Annotated in this window: 16 protein-coding genes and 1 tRNA gene; 13 read left to right on the forward strand and 4 right to left on the reverse strand. The window is 53.3% G+C overall.

Annotated features, from left to right (window positions below; genetic code table 11):
- Positions 1-69: 69 nt before the first annotated feature.
- Positions 70-153, forward strand: a tRNA-Leu gene (locus tag NSU01_RS11800).
- A 995-nt stretch (positions 154-1,148) separates the two neighbouring features.
- On the forward strand, positions 1,149-1,400 hold the full coding sequence (locus NSU01_RS11805; protein ID WP_339303141.1) for a hypothetical protein: 252 nt from the start codon (positions 1,149-1,151) through the stop codon (positions 1,398-1,400).
- A 9-nt stretch (positions 1,401-1,409) separates the two neighbouring features.
- Here NSU01_RS11805 and NSU01_RS11810 read toward each other — a convergent pair whose 3' ends face one another.
- Positions 1,410-2,864 (reverse strand): MDR family MFS transporter, encoded by a 1,455-nt coding sequence (locus tag NSU01_RS11810; RefSeq protein ID WP_076244174.1) that lies wholly within the window; start codon positions 2,862-2,864, stop codon positions 1,410-1,412.
- A gap of 264 nt (positions 2,865-3,128) precedes the next feature.
- Between NSU01_RS11810 and NSU01_RS11815 the strand changes: the two genes are divergently transcribed.
- The 9 genes from NSU01_RS11815 (at position 3,129) to NSU01_RS11855 (ending at position 12,132) form a co-directional block, all read left to right on the forward strand.
- On the forward strand, positions 3,129-3,806 hold the full coding sequence (locus NSU01_RS11815; protein ID WP_076244177.1) for a TetR/AcrR family transcriptional regulator C-terminal domain-containing protein: 678 nt from the start codon (positions 3,129-3,131) through the stop codon (positions 3,804-3,806).
- Positions 3,807-3,976: 170 nt separating this feature from the next.
- Positions 3,977-4,717, forward strand: a complete 741-nt coding sequence (locus NSU01_RS11820; protein ID WP_076244179.1) for an RNA polymerase sigma factor — start codon at positions 3,977-3,979, stop codon at positions 4,715-4,717.
- Positions 4,680-4,973 (forward strand): hypothetical protein, encoded by a 294-nt coding sequence (locus NSU01_RS11825; RefSeq protein ID WP_042135644.1) that lies wholly within the window; start codon positions 4,680-4,682, stop codon positions 4,971-4,973. Before NSU01_RS11820 ends, NSU01_RS11825 begins: the two co-directional genes overlap by 38 nt.
- Positions 4,963-5,883, forward strand: a complete 921-nt coding sequence (locus tag NSU01_RS11830) for an ABC transporter ATP-binding protein (protein WP_231575334.1) — start codon at positions 4,963-4,965, stop codon at positions 5,881-5,883. Before NSU01_RS11825 ends, NSU01_RS11830 begins: the two co-directional genes overlap by 11 nt.
- Complete coding sequence (locus tag NSU01_RS11835; protein WP_076244181.1) at positions 5,880-7,109, forward strand: ABC transporter permease; 1,230 nt, start codon at positions 5,880-5,882, stop codon at positions 7,107-7,109. The genes NSU01_RS11830 and NSU01_RS11835 overlap by 4 nt, the downstream gene beginning before the upstream one ends.
- The gene (locus NSU01_RS11840; protein WP_042135648.1) at positions 7,106-7,738 is read left to right on the forward strand and encodes a hypothetical protein; all 633 of its coding nucleotides are present in this window, start codon (positions 7,106-7,108) and stop codon (positions 7,736-7,738) included. The genes NSU01_RS11835 and NSU01_RS11840 overlap by 4 nt, the downstream gene beginning before the upstream one ends.
- Positions 7,739-7,955: 217 nt before the next feature.
- Positions 7,956-11,426, forward strand: a complete 3,471-nt coding sequence (locus NSU01_RS11845) for a PAS domain S-box protein (protein ID WP_076244183.1) — start codon at positions 7,956-7,958, stop codon at positions 11,424-11,426.
- 31 nt (positions 11,427-11,457) lie between these two features.
- Entirely contained in the window at positions 11,458-11,646 is a 189-nt protein-coding gene (locus NSU01_RS11850) for a hypothetical protein (RefSeq protein ID WP_042135652.1), read from the forward strand.
- A 90-nt stretch (positions 11,647-11,736) separates the two neighbouring features.
- The gene (locus tag NSU01_RS11855) at positions 11,737-12,132 is read left to right on the forward strand and encodes a NusG domain II-containing protein (protein ID WP_042140998.1); all 396 of its coding nucleotides are present in this window, start codon (positions 11,737-11,739) and stop codon (positions 12,130-12,132) included.
- 8 nt (positions 12,133-12,140) lie between these two features.
- Here NSU01_RS11855 and NSU01_RS11860 read toward each other — a convergent pair whose 3' ends face one another.
- From NSU01_RS11860 to NSU01_RS11870, 3 genes are all read right to left on the reverse strand, one after another.
- Positions 12,141-12,998, reverse strand: a complete 858-nt coding sequence (locus NSU01_RS11860) for a TIGR03943 family protein (RefSeq protein ID WP_042135654.1) — start codon at positions 12,996-12,998, stop codon at positions 12,141-12,143.
- An 88-nt stretch (positions 12,999-13,086) separates the two neighbouring features.
- The gene (locus tag NSU01_RS11865) at positions 13,087-14,085 is read right to left on the reverse strand and encodes a permease (RefSeq protein WP_076244185.1); all 999 of its coding nucleotides are present in this window, start codon (positions 14,083-14,085) and stop codon (positions 13,087-13,089) included.
- 22 nt (positions 14,086-14,107) lie between these two features.
- On the reverse strand, positions 14,108-15,139 hold the full coding sequence (locus NSU01_RS11870) for a GTP-binding protein (protein ID WP_076244187.1): 1,032 nt from the start codon (positions 15,137-15,139) through the stop codon (positions 14,108-14,110).
- Positions 15,140-15,433: 294 nt separating this feature from the next.
- Between NSU01_RS11870 and rpmG the strand changes: the two genes are divergently transcribed.
- Positions 15,434-15,583, forward strand: coding sequence for a 50S ribosomal protein L33 (rpmG, locus tag NSU01_RS11875; protein ID WP_042135659.1), 150 nt, complete (start codon positions 15,434-15,436; stop codon positions 15,581-15,583).
- A gap of 95 nt (positions 15,584-15,678) precedes the next feature.
- Positions 15,679-16,887, forward strand: coding sequence for a GTP-binding protein (locus NSU01_RS11880; protein ID WP_042135660.1), 1,209 nt, complete (start codon positions 15,679-15,681; stop codon positions 16,885-16,887).
- The last annotated feature ends 155 nt before the right edge of the window (positions 16,888-17,042 follow it).

Consider the following 17,042-nt stretch of genomic DNA (forward strand, 5'->3'; position numbering starts at 1 on the left):
GCTTGCAATTTATATTTAAAGAGAGTATATTCTTAATTACGGTGATTGAATCACTGAACTACATAATATGCGGTCATGGCGGAATTGGCAGACGCGCTGGCTTCAGGTGCCAGTGATAGCAATATCGTGGAGGTTCGAGTCCTCTTGACCGCATCCGTTTTACAAATATGGCTCGTAATTGCTCAGGCAATTACGAGCCATTTTGATTTTTGAGCTAATGGGTGGAATGTAGGCTGGAAAGAGGCTAGGTGGGTGAATGAGGGGCAGAAGTGCCCCTAATTTGCCGGAATTGGGCGGCAAACGGAAATGAGGGGTAAAAGTGCCCCTGAATTTGCCGGAATTGGGCGGCAAACGGAAATGAGGGGTAAAAGTGCGCCTGAATTCGCCGAAAGTAGGCGTTGTGGGGAAATCAGGGGATGAAGTTCCCTCTGAGTCCACCAAAAGTAGCCAGATGAGCGGGATGTATGCGAAAAACCGAATACAATGCACCAGCGATAGGGCAGATGAGCCGGATGTATGCGAAAAACCGAATACAATGCACCAGCGATAGGGCAGATGAGCCGGATGTATGCGAAAAACCGAATACAATGCACCAGCGATAGGGCAGATGAGCCGGATGTATGCGAAAAACCGAATACAATGTACCAGCGATAGGGCAAATGAGCCGGATGTATGCGAAAAACCGAATACAATCGGAGCAATGCACCAGCGATAGGGCAGATGAGCCGAATGTATGCGAAAAACCGAAGACAATGCACCAATGTTAGGGCAGATGGGTCGGATGTATGCGAAAAACCGAGTACAATGCACCAGCGATAGGGCAGATGGGCCGGATGTATGCGAAAAACCGAATATAATGCACCAACGCTAGGGCAGATGGGCCGAATGTATGCGGAAAACCGAATACAATGCACCAATGTTAGGGCAGATGGGCCGGATGTATGCGAAAAACCGAATACAATGCACCAGCGATAGGTCAGATGGGACGAATGTATGCGAAAAACCGAAGACAATGCACCAATGTTAGGGCAGATGGGCCGGATGTATGCGAAAAACCGAAGACAATGCACCAATTATAGGACTGATGTGGGCGGGATGAGAAACGTGAAGCCGCAAAAGATGCTACCCGGTAAGGGGAGCATCTTTTTTTGCGTGATATGCGTGATATGCGTGATATGCGTGATATGCGTGATATGCGTGATATGCGTGATATGCTTGATATGCGTGATATGCGTGATATGCGTGATATGCGTGATATGCGTGATATGCGTGATATGCGTGATGTGCGTGATATGCAAGTATGCGTGATGCGTGATATACGTGATGTACGCTATGTGAGGCGAAGCCGGATGCACTTAACTTCATGCCGATCAACTTGCGTAGCGCGATGGCCTCTTTAAATACCTTATTCACTGCCCGCTTCCGTGCTCCTGCTTCCGCAGGAACAGACTCAATACAACCCCGCAAAGTGCCAGACTCAGCGGAAGCAGGAAGGTGTCGTGGAACCCTGCAACCATCGCTGCAGTATGGGCAGAAGCTGAAGCGGAGCTGGCCTGGCTCATGTGCTCAGCGATGTTGGAAGACAATAGACCGGAGATGATGGCAATGGCGAAGGAGCCGACAATCTGCTGGGCGGAGGTGGTCAGCGGGGTTACCCGGCTGATCAGGTCTTTGGGTGCCGACTTGAGTACATGGGTGCCGAGCTGCATGGTGGTGAGGCCCTGGCCCAGTCCCAGAAGGGCGAAGGATCCAATCATCGCATAGATCGTCGTATCGCTGTCCAGCCGTGACAGAAGAACGAGTGCAGCCGAGAGCAGCACAAGACCGGAGAACACAGGAATCCGTGCTCCGTATTTGTCGAGAAGTCTGCCCCCAGCCATAACGCCGGCGAAGCTGACCAGCGCTTGCGGAATGATCATCATCCCCGATTCAAACGAAGAGAAGCCTCTAACCTGCTGGAGGTATAAGGGAATGAGCAGTATCGAACCGAATAACGCGATCTGGTTAATCCAGACCAGAATAATGCCTTTGGTGAACTCGAAGGAACGGAAGGAGCGCAGCTCAAGCAGCGGCTCCTTCTGTCGCAGCTCTACAACAATAAATAATGACAGAGCAACTAAGCCGAAGGTAAGCGGCAGCAATGTATAGAAGTCTGTCCAACCCTCCGCGCCACCTCTGTGCACTCCGAAGACGAGACTGGAGAAGGCCAGCGGGGACAGGATCATTCCCCAAATGTCCAACTTGGCGGAGGTTCCTTTTTCGGAGACCGGAAGATACTTCATCCCTAAATAGATTGCGATCAGGCCGATAGGCAGATTGATCAGGAAAATCCAATGCCAGCTCACATATTCAAGCAGCCATCCGGATAACACGGGGCCGAGCAGCGGAGCGATCAGCATGGGCATGGCGAGGAAGCCCATCAGCTCGCCTCTCCGCTCAGGCGGGGCGATTTTGAAGGATAAGGCCATGCCGATAGGAGCCACCATGCCGCCGCCAAGACCCTGCATAATCCGGAAAACAATCAGCTGAGCCGGGGACTGGGCCGCTGCACACAGCAGGGAGCCGACAGTGAACAATAGAATAGATACAAGAAAAACACGCTTAGCGGAAAATATGTCCGAGAACCACCCTGCGAGCGGAATGATCATGGAGGTAGCCAGCGTGTAGCCGGTAATCGCCCATTGGATGGTCTTTAGGCTGGTGTGAAATACATTCTCCAGCTCAGGTATGGCCACATTCATAATGGTATTGTCCAGCATAACCAGCAGCATTCCGGCAATGAGCGAGAAGAGTACAGGGATAAGCGGTTTGATCGAAAAAGGCTTGCCGCCTTGCAGGGCGGCTTCTGTTGCGGATGGATTCATTGCAGTACACGTCCTCTTAAAATTAATATGGGTCATCCTGCGAAGCTTGAATAATGATCGGAAAGCAGCTGACCCCTCCGGCCGGTAAGGATCTCTGCACCCTCAATCTAACGGTGTGAGATTAATATAGCACTGCCTTTTTTAACTGTAAAGGAAAATATCTAACGATGTAAGTTTATTCTGCCGCATGAATTATCTAACGATGGTAGACCCTGTTTGCAGGATCGCTTAGAATAGAAACAGCTTGTACTCGGGAGGGCTCGTATGAGAATCAAAAATCTGCAAATTACCGAACCAAATATCATCAAGGCAGCCTGGGAGCTGCTTGACCAAATAGGCATTGAGGATTTCAGTATGAGGAAGCTGGCGGATCTGCTGCATATCCAGGCCCCTTCGCTGTATTGGCATTTCAAAAGCAAGCAGAGCCTGTTTCAGACGCTCGCCAATGAGGTGGCGAAAGAGGCCCTGCAGTCTGCTAAGCTCGAAGGAGAGTGGGAAGAGCAGCTGTTTCAATGTGCATCGATGATCCGCAGCGTAATGATTAAGTATCCGTGTTCCGCCCAGCTGTTAATGAGAACGGTACCTTCCGAGCCGGACTATCTGGCCTTAATCAACTCGCTTCTGCAGATCGTGGATCATCTTCCCGTCAGCGACAGCGACAAGTTTTCCTCGATTGCCTGCCTGCTGAACTATGTGATTGCTTTTGAACTCGATAAATATGAGCAACGCAGAGTCGATACAGCCATGAAGAAGGAAGCGGAGGACGGAGCGCAAGGAATGTTTATGGATTCGCTTGCACATCTGTCCGGAGAAGGACCGAACGTGGTGCAGCGTATGCACCATAATGGCTTATTCCGCGAGCTGGGTTCGGATAACATGTTCCGTACAGGCCTGAAAATAATCATTGCAGGAATCTCACAGCTGGCCCAGCAGCAGGCGTAAGCCATAGTCTGCTGCTCCATCCAGCTTCTTGAAGAAACGACAGCCCTCATTAGGACGGCATTACCGTTTCTGTTGTAAGGATAATTTTTGTTTTGGGGTCCCCACTTAGTGGGGTTATTTTTTGCGGACAGACTGTAACCTTTTGCCGGAGGTAAACGAATAACCAGTAGATGGCTCAGCGGGAGAGGAGGCGGCGTAAGACGAACGGAAACGGAAGAGAACATGCGGAAGACCCTGAGTCAGAGGAAGCGAAGGATAATTCCGCGGAAGAAGAGGCTGTACTGGTCAGGTTCCGGGACGGAAGCCTGGAGGCTTTTGAGTGGCTGGTGTGTAAGTACAGGAAGCCGGCGGTACGTTTTGCGTACCACTTGACCGGAGATTATCATACGGCCGAGGATCTGGCGCAGGATTGTTTCGCTTATCTGCTGGTGTATCCGGAGAAGTATGATCACCGTGCATCCTTCCAAACCTATCTGTTCACGATCCTGCGCAATAAAAGCATTGACTCCATCCGCAAGCGCAGCAGACAGCGTACCTTGACCGCGGAAGAGAGCCATAATCCTGAAGACCGCAGGTCACAGGGTGATGGTCCGGCAGACCGCGGCGGATTCGAGAGATACGGCTGCGTACATACACAGGGAACAGACGATCCCGAGCGGCTGGCTATTATCCGTGAAGAAGACCTGGAATGGCGCAGAAGGCTGCGCCAGATGAAGCCGGATTACTGCCAGGCGGTCTATCTGGTGGATGTGGGACAGATGTCTTATGAGCAGGCGGCAGCAGTAATGCGACGCAATATGGTTAGCTTCAAGGTGCTGCTGCACCGGGCGCGCAAGAAGCTTAGGCAGATTTACGAAAAGGAGGAGTGGGATTGTGAGGTCAAACGAACCGGAACAGTTATTTCTGGATGAGGTCTACCGCAAAGCGCGTCTGCTGGAATATGACAAGCGTGATGCAGAGAAAGTGCTGCATAACCGCAGGATGCTGGCCAGGCGCAAGGCAATGACAATATCATGTGTCACAATCCTAACGGCTGTTTTTGCCCTGATGATCTCGATTGGAAAGATTGATAAGGAACTATGCGTGGCGCTGTCGCTCCTTCTGATCGCAGCAGGTCTGCTGATTGAGAAGCTTGAATTGTCGTGGAGTCCGGAGAATGACGGGTGAACAGGGAATTGTAAGAACGGGGGAGAAGACTGGGATGGAGCTAATTATTAATCATTTAACCAAGACCTACGGAAACAAGCAGGCACTGCAGGATATCAGCTTCCGGGTGGGCGAAGGCATTCACGGCCTGCTCGGACCTAACGGAGCAGGTAAAACCACGCTGATGCGTCTGCTTGCCACCTTGCTGGAGCCTACCTCTGGAACGGTGGAGATTGGTGGTGTTGCCTTGAAAGATAAGGCCCGGATCCGGGAACTGGTTGGCTATTTGCCGCAGGAATTCGCCTTTTATCCGGGGATGACGGTAGTGGAGGCGATGGATTATCTGGCGCTGCTATCGGGCATATCCGGCCGTGCAGAGCGGAAGCGGAGAATAGACAAGCTGCTGGAGCTGGTTAACCTTACCGAGCAGCGCCGTACGAAGGTGAAGGCATTATCCGGGGGAATGAAGCGCCGGCTCGGCGTAGCCCAGGCAATGGTGCATGAGCCGAAGCTGCTGATCGTGGATGAACCGACTGCAGGGCTGGACCCTGAAGAGCGGATCCGTTTCCGGCGGTTGCTCAGCCGGTTTGCCGAAGGCAGAATTGTTCTCTTGTCCACGCATGTCGTCGAAGACGTGGAGTCCACCTGTGAGCAGATGACCGTGCTGCATAAGGGGCGCCTGCGTTATCACGGCAGAATAGGCGATTTGACTGCCGCCGCCGCCGGCCGTGTCTGGATAGCCGAGCTTGACCGGGTGGAGTGGGAACGGGACCGCGACCGGTTCCCGGTTCTGTCTGCTGTGCCGGAAGGAAGGAATATGCGGGTGCGGGTGCTTGCAGATGAACAGCCTTATGCAGGGGCACAGCAGACCGCGCCGTCGATTGAAGATGCTTATCTGCATCTCATGCGCAGGGAGGAATCCTTCGTATGATGGCACTGATCGGCAAAGAGATGCGCATGACGCTGCGCAGCCTGGTTTTTTATCTGTTTATTATCGCGAGCGTGTTCTTCTATTTCACCTCTTATGCTACGGAGGAAACCTGGGGCGAGCTGGGTTCCCCGGTTATAAGTACGCCGCAGAATGTAGGTACTATTGAACACCCGTATTACGGCTGGAAGCAGCCGGCGGATACCCGCGATTTGGCCGAACAAATGAGGAAGGAAATGGGCTGGAATCTGGATGCCGGAACCAGCCAGAAGATCAGGCTGGGTTTTCCATTCAAGGTTAAGCTGAGCGAGAAGGAGAAGACAGCCCTGTCTGCAGCGATCTCCCAGCTGGATGAGGTTCTGAAGAATCCGGATAAGTATACTATGGATGAGGTATACACTATCGCTGAGTCAGTGAACAATCAATTGGGCGGGAAAAGTATATACCAGCAAGGGCTGGGGGAATTCGGTTCTGCCATTGAGTCTGTTGATGAAGCCATAAAGGCGCAGGAAGCGGATCTTGCCCGCTATAACGCTAAGGTGGATGCAGGTGAATTGCTGCCCGGAGCCGCACGCTACTTCAGTGATTATCTCTCGCTGCCAGCAGGGATCTTTCCGGTCTTTCTGTCTGCCTTTCTGCTGCTCCGGGACCGCTCAAGCCGGATGAATGAATTGATTTACAGCCGCAGGATTTCGCCTTGGGTGTATGTCGGTTCGAAGTTTATTGCACAAGGTGTCATGCTCTCTTTGATCTACCTCATCCTGGCTGTCATCGGCGGCTGGCAGACCGTATATTCACTGGGGCTTACCGGCCAGACGGGACAGGCTGTTGTAATCTTCCTTGGATACACAGCATGGTGGCTACTGCCGACGTTATGGGTTTCCGTTGCCTTCGGGATGTTCGGCTCGATGCTGTTCCGCCGGGGGATCGTACCCATCGCCCTGCAGATTATCTGGTGGTTCGTATCGGTACTGCCGTTGTTGGGCTCTTATGGGCTGAACCGGCTGTTCATCCGCTTCAACTCGCCTAATGACTACGAGTTATACTGGAAGTGGACGGATGAGATTGCACTTAACCGTAGCTTCTATTTAATACTCTCTGTATTATTGGCTGCAGGAGCCGCCTGGTTATGGGAAAGAAACCGCAGCCGGCTGGATTCAGCCAAAACGCTGAGCAGGAAGACAGCTAAAGGAAGTGTGGCGGCATCTGCAGCGGAGGCGCTTAGATGAGCCGGCAGATCATCCGCCCGCTGGCCGGGTACAACCTCAGGCTGACTGCACATTATTCATGGCTCCTGTCCGCAGTGCTTCTGGCTGTCGTCCCGTTCTTCATGGAGCCGGCACTGATGAACAGGGTTCAGGCTGCGAAGCTGGGGGAACAGCTGATCAGCTTTCTGGGATTGATTGTCTTCCCCCACCTGGGCCTGCTGGAGGATGGCGGGATTGGTGAAGTGCTCTATGCCAAGCGGGTAAGGCATCATCCGGTATTTCTTTTCCGCTGGCTGCTCACCGTTCTCTATATCTTCCTTGTGGTGACTGCCTTATTCACATGGATGCATGGGAGCGGTGCTGATTTTGAACTGTGGCCGATGATCGGCGGGACAGTGATTACCGCAGTTGCGATAGGATCAGCGGGAATGACGGCTGCGCTCTTAATCGGCAACATCTCTGCCGGATACATTGCCGGGTTCTCCTGGTATCTGCTTGATTTCATGACCAAAGGGAAGCTGACCGGCCGATTTTATTTATTCGGCCTGATAAATAGCGAATGGGATAACGATAAATGGCTGCTCGCAGGCTGTTCTCTTGTCCTTGCCGTGTTCTGTGCCTTCTGGCTGCCGCGCAAGAGGCTGGACTAATAGAGGCCTGCCCTGTCTTATATCAGGTACAATCCAATATTATAAAAATCATATAACAACCGCCTTGACGTCATTTATTTGACCGGGGCGGTTTTTTGACGCATTGAATATATTGCCTGATTATTGGTGTGACTTCAGAGCTGGAGCATATTTTCCGAAATAAAGGTATACTGATAATAATTTATGTCCCCCACTTTCACAGAGGAGGCTCGGAGCTTTGTCTGACACACTTTTTAAGCATTTGTATTTACGTTCTTCCATAGGCTATGCGGTAGTATCCATTGACAATGGTACAATGCTCATGGCCAATCCTGCCTTTTGCGGGATGTTCGGATATACAGAGGATGAACTTAAGGATCTGCGTTATCTGGATATTGCCTATCCGGAGGATGAGCATACCGTGGATCACGGCGTGATTATGAAGTATTTGCTGCGCAGTCCCGGCGCGGCTGTAGATAAAGAGAAACGGTTTGTGCGCAAAGATGGGGAGATCATCTGGGTGGCGCTGCATCTATTTTTAATTATTGATGAATCGACAGGCAGGCCCCTGCAGCTGATTGCGGAGATGACTGATATTACCGCACGCAAGGTAGCAGAGAAGAAGATTGAGGAGGATCACCAGCTCTACAAGCTGATTACGCAAAATACTCCGGACATGATCTCCTTTGCCGATCCGGATGGAACCTTGCGATATGTTTCTCCCTCTGTTGAGAAAGTGATGGGTTACTCCGCAAGTGAGATGATCGGCAGGAAAAGGCCGGAATATTATCATGAAGTTGACGCGCTAGAGATGACCGAGCAGGGCAAGCTATACTCGGACAACGATGTCTTTACCCGCCGGGCAAGGCATAAAGACGGCCATTACATTTGGATTGAAAGCTCGTTTCAGGTTATGCGGGACCGTGAAGGTGAAGTGCAGCAGGTACTGACCATTGCCCGTGATGTTACAGAGCGGAAGAAATATGAGGAGATGCTGGCGTCTGCGCAGGAGCTTGGGCAGATGGGTTCGTGGGAATGGAATTCGGTCTATGCGGAGTTGACGGTTTCCAGCCAGATGCGGGCTATTTTTGAAATGGGCGGCTGCCAGGGCAGTCATACCCGGATTGATTATCAGCTGCTCCTGGATTGTGTGGTGAAGGATGATCTGGGGGCGCTGCGTGAGGAGCTGCATCATACACTGAAGTCAGGCACCCAAGGTGAGGCGACCTTCAGAATCAGGAATGGCAGCGGCGGGCGTAAAGTGATCTATGCGCACTGGGAGGTTATCCTTGATGCGACAGGCAAGGTTCAGCAGATCCGCGGCATTGTGCAGGATGTTACGGAACGCCACCGGATGGAAGAACAGCTTCGCGACAGCGAACGGAATTACCGCCTGATCTCGGAGAATTCTCAGGACTTTATCTCACGCAATGCGACAGATGAACAGGCGACATATCTGTATGCTTCTCCGGTCTGCCAGCAGATGTTCGGATATACTCCGGAAGAAATGGTCGGCACGAATGGGATGGATTATATCCATCCTGACGATTTTGCCTGTGTGCAGGCTTTTCTGGACGACAGTAAGAAGGGCTTGAAGCTGGAGCCTATCGTCTTCCGTTATCTGTGCAAGGACGGCTCTTATCTGTGGGTGGAGACTACGCTGCGGCATACGGAGACGGGAACCCCGGGAATTACAGAGATGATTGGGGTTACCCGGAATATCTCTGAGCGCAAGCAATATGAACTGAAGCTGCTGGAAAGCGAGAACCGGTACAAGTCGCTGTTCGAATATAATCCGTCCGCGATCAGTGCAATGGATCTGCAGGGCTGCATCCAGTCGCTGAATGCCAGTCTGCAGCAGCTCACCGGCTATTCCCGTGAAACACTGCTGCATTCAAGCTACAGTGAGATTATTGATGCGGATGAGCTGGCATTTGTGAATAACCGTTTTCTTGCCGCTGCCGGGGGGATGGCCCAGACCTTTGAGACCCGGATCATCCGCCGTGACGGGCAGACGGTTGAGGTTGGCATGATTTATGTACCTATTCTGCTGGACAGCCAGGTGGTAGGCGTGTTTGCGATCACGAGCGATATCACCGAACGCAAACGGCATCTGGAACAGATTGAGAAGCTCAGTTATGAGCATGCGCTGATATTGAATTCGGTTTCGGAAGGGATCTTTGGCATCAATCTGCAGGGGGATACGGTCTTTATTAATCCGGCGGCTTCCATTATGCTGGGTTACGCTCCCGGGGAGCTGGCCAGCAATATCAAGCTGCAGACGATCGCCCAGACCTGGATGGACGGGGAACTCTACCGCGGAGGGCATAGGACCCTCGCAGAGCTGCTTACGACTAATCTCTCCTATGAGCGGGAGCAGGAAGGGATTTTCTGGAGACAGGACGGTTCCAGCTTCCTCGTTAAATACCGCATGACGGCATTATATGATAACGGGGAACGCAAGGGTGCGGTAGTGGTATTCCGTGACATTACCGAGGAGAAGGCGGTTGTGCGTGCCAAGGAATCAGCGGAGCAGGCCGACCGGGCCAAATCAGAATTCCTGGCCATTATGAGCCACGAGCTGCGCACTCCGATGAATGGGATTATTGGCATGGCTGATCTGCTCTCGGGGACAGAGCTTACGGAAGAGCAGGAATACTACACGCAGATTATTAATAAAAGCGGCGGAGCACTGCTGCATATTCTGAATGAGGTGCTGGATTTCAGCAAGATTGAATCCGGTATGATGACGCTGGATCTGCAGCCGGTCGATGTCCGGCAAGTGATTCAGAATGTATGTGAACTCTTTTATCCGCGGGTCAAAGAAAAAGGGCTGACCCTGCGCAGCGAAGCAGACCCGGAGATTCCCGGTCTTGTAATAACGGATGAAATCCGGCTGCGGCAAATCCTCGTGAATCTGGTCGGCAATGCGGTGAAATTCACGGAAGAAGGGGAAGTCGGTATTTCCGTGAAGCTGGAACCTGTACGGGAACCCGGGTCAATGATTCTCAGATTCTCGGTGACAGATACCGGTATTGGAATTCCGCAGGACAGCCAGAGCCTGTTGTTCCAGTCGTTCTCCCAGCTGCATCCTTCCATTAACCGCAAATACGGCGGAACCGGACTGGGGCTGGCCATAAGCAAGAAGCTGGTCGAGCTGCTGGATGGTGCGATCGGTGTGGACAGTACCGAAGATGAGGGCTCGGAGTTCTATTTCACGATTGAGGTTATGCCGTCTGGTGAGGTTGCGGGGCCTCCGTTGCCCCTGGAGATCCTTGCAGCTGAAGAGTATAAGAACGGAATTTTTGATATGGATTATCCGGAGGGGCAATATGGTCCGCTGTCGATCCTTATTGCCGAGGATCATCCGGTGAATCTGCACCTGCTGCAGAAGTATTTGAATAAGCGCGGCTATACCTCGGATGTGGCCCTGAACGGGGAGCAGGCGGTTCACGCTGTGCTCACACGTCATTATGATCTGGTGTTTATGGATATTCAGATGCCGGTGCTGGATGGTATTGAGGCTACAGGGCGGATCCGCGAGGCGATGGGATTATCTCCGGTTATTATTGCGGTTACCGCCTTTGCCCGGAAGGAAGATAAGGAAATGTGCCTTCGAGCAGGGATGCAGGACTTTATCTCCAAGCCGATCCGGGTGGAAGAGCTGGACAGGGTTCTGCGGGAATGGTCGATTAATCTCCGGAATTAGCAGGCAGAGCCTTGAGGAGGAGCAAACAGGAATGAGATGGATCATCTATATTTTATTTGCCATACTCTATGGGCTGACAACGCTATATGGGCTGGGGCCGGTGCTGCTGGCTGACGGATCGTTCCGGGAGCGGATGCTGACACTGGCCATTGTACTGCTGATCTATGCCGGAATTACCTGGTGGCTGCGGAGTTTGCTGAAGCGGCTGGGCAGACGTTGACAATCTTCCCCTGGCTAAACTATTATTTATAGGGATCGTAATTTTTACGATTATAAAAGAGTCAGCGAGAGGGTTACGGCATTGAAAACCATGAAACGTGGCGATTTCATCATGATCCTGGTCGTATTGCTTGCCGCCGGTTCCATTTACGGCTATAAGTGGTTCTCGAATCACAATGAGCATTATGCACAGGGAGATCTGAAGGCTGTTATTACAGTGAACGGCAAGGCGTACAAGACGGTAACCCTGACCAAGGAAGAACAGATTATAGACATCCGTACCAAGTTCGGTCACAATACCCTGAAGGTGTTCGACTATGGGATACAGATGACTTACTCGGATGCTCCCCTGACCATTGCGCTGGATATGGGGTTCATCTCCAGGCCCAAACAGCAGATTATCTGTATTCCGGCCCGGCTTCTCATTGAGGTCGTAAATCCCGGTTCATCCATTGATGACGATGATGCGCTGGATGCGGTGATCTAAGCTGGCACTCAAGGCTGCAGCTCCTCCCAGGCCGCTGCGGCGTCGGCACTAGTGTATACATAAGGTGTGGACGGCTCAGGAACTGCGGTTAGGACTTCCGGAGTAATCTGCAGTGTCTCCACTCCCTGATAGAGCACCACATGAAGCTTGCCCCGAACCTCAATCCAGGTATCGGCGGGCAGGCTTATTTGTGTTCCCGGCTTCAGCAGAATACCGAACGGAGTGGCATCCGCCGTGCAGCACTGGACGAGGAACCGGCTGACCGCATAGCTGGACTGGCCCGCACCCTGCGGCTCGCGGTAGAGGAAGCCGGATACCGAGATTTCCCTGCCCTCAAACTGTGATTTATACAGGTTGATTGCGCCCAGGGTCTCGGAGAAAATCTCCGGGTATACAGGAATAACGGACTGTCCGTACAGCTTGCCGGCCAGCTCGGCAAATTCCGCCTCATAGGGGTTAGAGGGAGTGAACTTCGCGCCGCTGCCGGACTCTGAAGCTGTATAAGACAGGGTGAGGCCTTTTCTGGCCGCTGCAGCACTGCCCAGTGCGCGGTCAGGCAGGAGAAACCCTAGCAGCAGCGGAAGCAGGAACAGGCTGTACAGTGCGGAGCTGCCCAGCCCGGAACGGGGGAGGCGGTGCTCACAGTCGCACAGGACACTGCTTTTGCCAAGGACGGCTTGAAGCCCGAGGCTCAGCGCCATCAGGGAGAGCGGAACCGGACACAGTCTGATCCAGCGGGCCAGCTTGGGGGCAACGTAATAATGAAGCGCGTCCTGCTGGACCAGATGTCCGATATAGAGGGCGAAGGCGAGCAGAATAACCGCCCTCAGTAAATAGTGAAACCGGATGCTCCGGGCGTTATTCATACGGAACCTCCTAAGAGTTTGTGAGGGTTGCTCCCTGAGTTTCTGCGGACAAACTGCATCGGAAGCATATGCTGAGTTTGTGAGGGTGCTAAAGCCAGAGTGAAGCCAGCACCGAGCCGGTGAAGACGGCCGAGACAATCAGGAAGAACAGATAAAGCGCGAATCTGGTTTTGAACAGCGACAGCAGCATCAGTGAGTTTTTGAAGTCGAGCATCGGGCCCAGCACCATGAACGCCAGCAATGATCCGGCCGGGAAGGAATGCAGGAAGGTAGAGGCGACGAAGGCATCTGAGGTGGAGCAGAGCGAGAGTACAAAGGCCAGCCCCATCATGAACAGGTAGGAGCCCAGCGGGCGCTCTCCGATAGCGGCCAGGCTGCCGTGATTCATGAAGGTTTGGATACCGGCGGTTAACAGACAGCCGATGATCAGATATTTGCCCATTTCAAAAAACTCATCCGACGTATGCACAAAGACTGCGACTAAACGCCCGCCGCGGGTAGTGCGGTGATGCTCCTCGCCGCCCTCGCGGGGGATGGATAGACGCAGCGGTGATTTGCGGACGGTGGCATAGATGACAAGGCCGATTAGGGCGGCTACGGCAAAAGCCAGTCCCATCCGCGCATAGGCCAGTTCCGGATGGGAACGGAAAGCCGTCAGGGTGGCCCCGTAGACGACCGGATTCAGGATCGGACCAGATAGAATGAAGACGATGGCGACGTAGAGCGGCATGCCTTTGTGCATTAACCGGCGGACAAGCGGAATCATCCCGCATTCGCAGACGGGGAAGATGATCCCGAGCAGGCAGCCGAATAGAATAGCCGGAACCGGATGGCGCGGAATCCAGCGTGAGATCATCTCGTCCGGAACAAAGACGCGGAGCAGTGAGGAGAGTAGCGCACCCAGGAGCACGAACGGCAGGGCTTCGAGCAGAATGCCGAGAAACGCTGTTTTGAAGGTGTCCACATACCCGTTGTTAAGCAGCTCCGGATGACTGGGGAGCCAGAGAATGCAAATCGTGAGCAGGAAGGCAGCGGGAATGAGCAGCGGCAGTATTTTGAACGGAGAAAAGGTTGTCAAAGGCTTCATAGGCTCCTTCCCGCGCCTGATATTAGCTGAACAAGGCTGCCCAGCGGCGGCTGACCGCCCTCTCGTCCAAATTCAGGCCGATGCACACAATGTAAGGCTGGCCCGGATAACGCGAGGCTTCCCAGGTTGTGCGGTGTCCCGCATATTGCACGAGCTGTACGGAATCCTGCTCCGCAAGCTGGACATGACCTTTGGCTCTAAGCAGACTGTCTCCCCATTCCCGGAAAAAAAGCTCCAGCTGCTCCCGGCGGATACTTCCGTTTCCCCCCTGCGGAACGGTCAGCGTAACTGCCGCTACCTGCGAGTAGGAGGTGCTTGGGCCGGACTCGGGCTCCTGCACAGCAGTCGCGCTCCCCCCGTAGCCAGGACTGGTTCGTTTAAGCGATGTGCCGTTTATAGTACCCGGTCCGCGCTGCGGCGCAGGCCTCCGCAGTTCACGGGCGGCGATGCCTGCCAGCAGCGGGGCCAGATTAATCTGGCTGTAATGGGTAAAAACAATCTCAGATTCAGAGTTTTGCTTATAGACCATTTTCTCGATTTTCCATAGGGTTTCCGGTTCGACCAGATCGCTTTTGTTCACGATAATCAGATCGGCCACCGTGAGCTGCTTGCGCAGAGTGCGGACCAGCTGTTTATCGGCGGAGAAGCGGCTGTTATAGTCCAGCGCATTCTCGGCGTCGAGCAGCGTGATGGTAAAGTGCAGCTTCAGCCGGTCTGCTAAAGGCATCTCCAGCAGCGATTTGGCAATTTCATCGGGGTCCGCTACGCCGGTAAGCTCGATGTAGATGATATCCGGACGGCGCGCCAGCAGGGCGGCCAGGCTGCGCGGCAGCTCTTCCTTGCGGCTGCAGCATACACAGCCGTCCAGCAGCTTTTCCACACTAGTGCCGGTATTCTCCTGCAGAATATAGCCGTCGACATCCTTTTTCCCCAGCTCATTCATGACTACGCCGGGATTCAGCCCCCGCCGCTTGCTCTCCTTCAGCAGACTTAACAGCAGAGTAGTTTTTCCGCTCCCCAGAAATCCGCTCAGTATGATCACAGGTATCTTCATGGCTCACTCTCCCGCTTCGTTCTTGGAATTGCAAGAATCATATTTTCTTTGTAATACAACCTTCGATGCATCTCACCAGAGCAACCGTCTGTTTCCTGCTGAAACGGCCCCGCTCTTGAAGGAGGCCAAGCCGTTTTCACTTGTAATTCCATCTATACGTAATTCCTCCGCAGGAAAGACCACAATTCTAAGAGAGTTGAAATTTTGCGGATCACCAGTTGACAGCGGACAGGCGGACCATGTAGAATGTGTAAATCGTAATAATTACGATTAAATAAGAGGGAGTTGAATTCAGTGAGAGTAATCGTTACCTTGGCCTGCACAGAGACTGGCGACCGCAACTACACCACTACGAAGAATAAGAGAACCACGCCCGGACGGCTTGAGATGAAGAAATACTGCCCGCGCCTGAAGCGTGTAACGCTGCACCGTGAGACCCGCTAAGCATGCTGAGCCGTACCTTGGGAAGGAAGAAGTTCTGATAGACGGGCGGCGGGTGCGCTGCTGTCCTAAACTAAATTTGTGTAAGGAGTAAATCAATGAAGAGAATTCCTGTTACTGTACTCAGCGGATACCTCGGTTCCGGCAAAACCACACTCCTGAATCACATTCTGCATAACCGCGATGGCCTGAAGGTAGCGGTCATTGTGAATGATATGAGTGAAGTGAACGTGGATGCGGGCCTGGTAAAATCCGGCAATACCCTCTCCCGGACAGAGGAGAAGCTGGTGGAAATGTCCAATGGCTGCATCTGCTGCACGCTTCGCGATGATCTGCTGCGGGAAGTGAATAATCTCGCGTCGGAAGGGCGTTTCGATTATATTCTGATCGAGTCTTCCGGCATCAGCGAGCCGGTTCCGGTAGCCCAGACCTTCACCTATGCGAACCCGGAGCTGGATATTGATCTTACTGAGCTTGCCAGACTGGACACGATGGTTACGGTAGTCGATGCCAACCGTTTCTGGCATGATTTTGCATCGGGGGACAGTCTGCTTGACCGCAATATGACTGCGGGCGATGGCGACTTCCGGGATATCGTTGATCTGCTGATTGACCAGATTGAGACCTGCGATGTGCTGCTGCTGAACAAATGCGATCTCGTGGACGAGCAGGAGCTGAACAAGCTGGAGGCTGTGCTGCGCAGGCTTCAACCGCGCGCGAAGATCATCCGTACGGTTAATGCGGAGGTCGACCCTTCAGAGATCCTGAATACGGGTCTGTTTGATTTCGAGCAGACCAGTCTGTCCTCCGGCTGGATCGCGGAGCTCGGCAAGGAGGAGCATACACCGGAGACGGAAGAATACGGCATCACCTCCTTTGTCTACCGGCGCAGAACGCCGTTCCATCCGCAACGGCTGAGCTTCTTCTTCAGCAACTGGCCGGCCGAGGTAGTCCGGGCCAAAGGTCTGGTATGGCTGGCCGCGCGCGGGGATCTGGCCGCAACCGTCAGCCAGGCGGGACCGTCCATTCAGTTCGGTCCGGCCGGTTATTGGCTGGCGACGATGCCGGAGGACCAGCAGCAGGAGGTGCTGGCCGCCGAGCCGGATGTGAAGGCGAAGTGGGACGGGCAGTGGGGCGACCGGCTGAACGAGATCGTGTTCATCGGCGTCAGCATGAACCGTGCAGACATCGAAGCCCGGCTGGACCGCTGCCTGCTGAGCGCGGAAGAAATGCAGCTGGACTGGAATGAGTTCAACAATCCGCTGCCATGGCCGGCAGACGAGCTGCTTGCTGCCGGGCAGGAATAGAGGGCTGAGGAGGAGCGTGCAGCGGGCGGAAGGTTAGGGTTTAAGAATTGAACTCGGGTGATACAGGGGATTTATATCCGGGTGGAATACAAGACAGGCATCTGGAGTTACGGTGGTATGCAAGAAGAGCATCTAATTTCGCGGAAGAGCCGGAA

Origin of the sequence: Paenibacillus sp. FSL H8-0259, assembly GCF_037963255.1 — a bacterium.
GTDB classification, from domain to species: domain Bacteria; phylum Bacillota; class Bacilli; order Paenibacillales; family Paenibacillaceae; genus Paenibacillus_AQ; species Paenibacillus_AQ phytohabitans.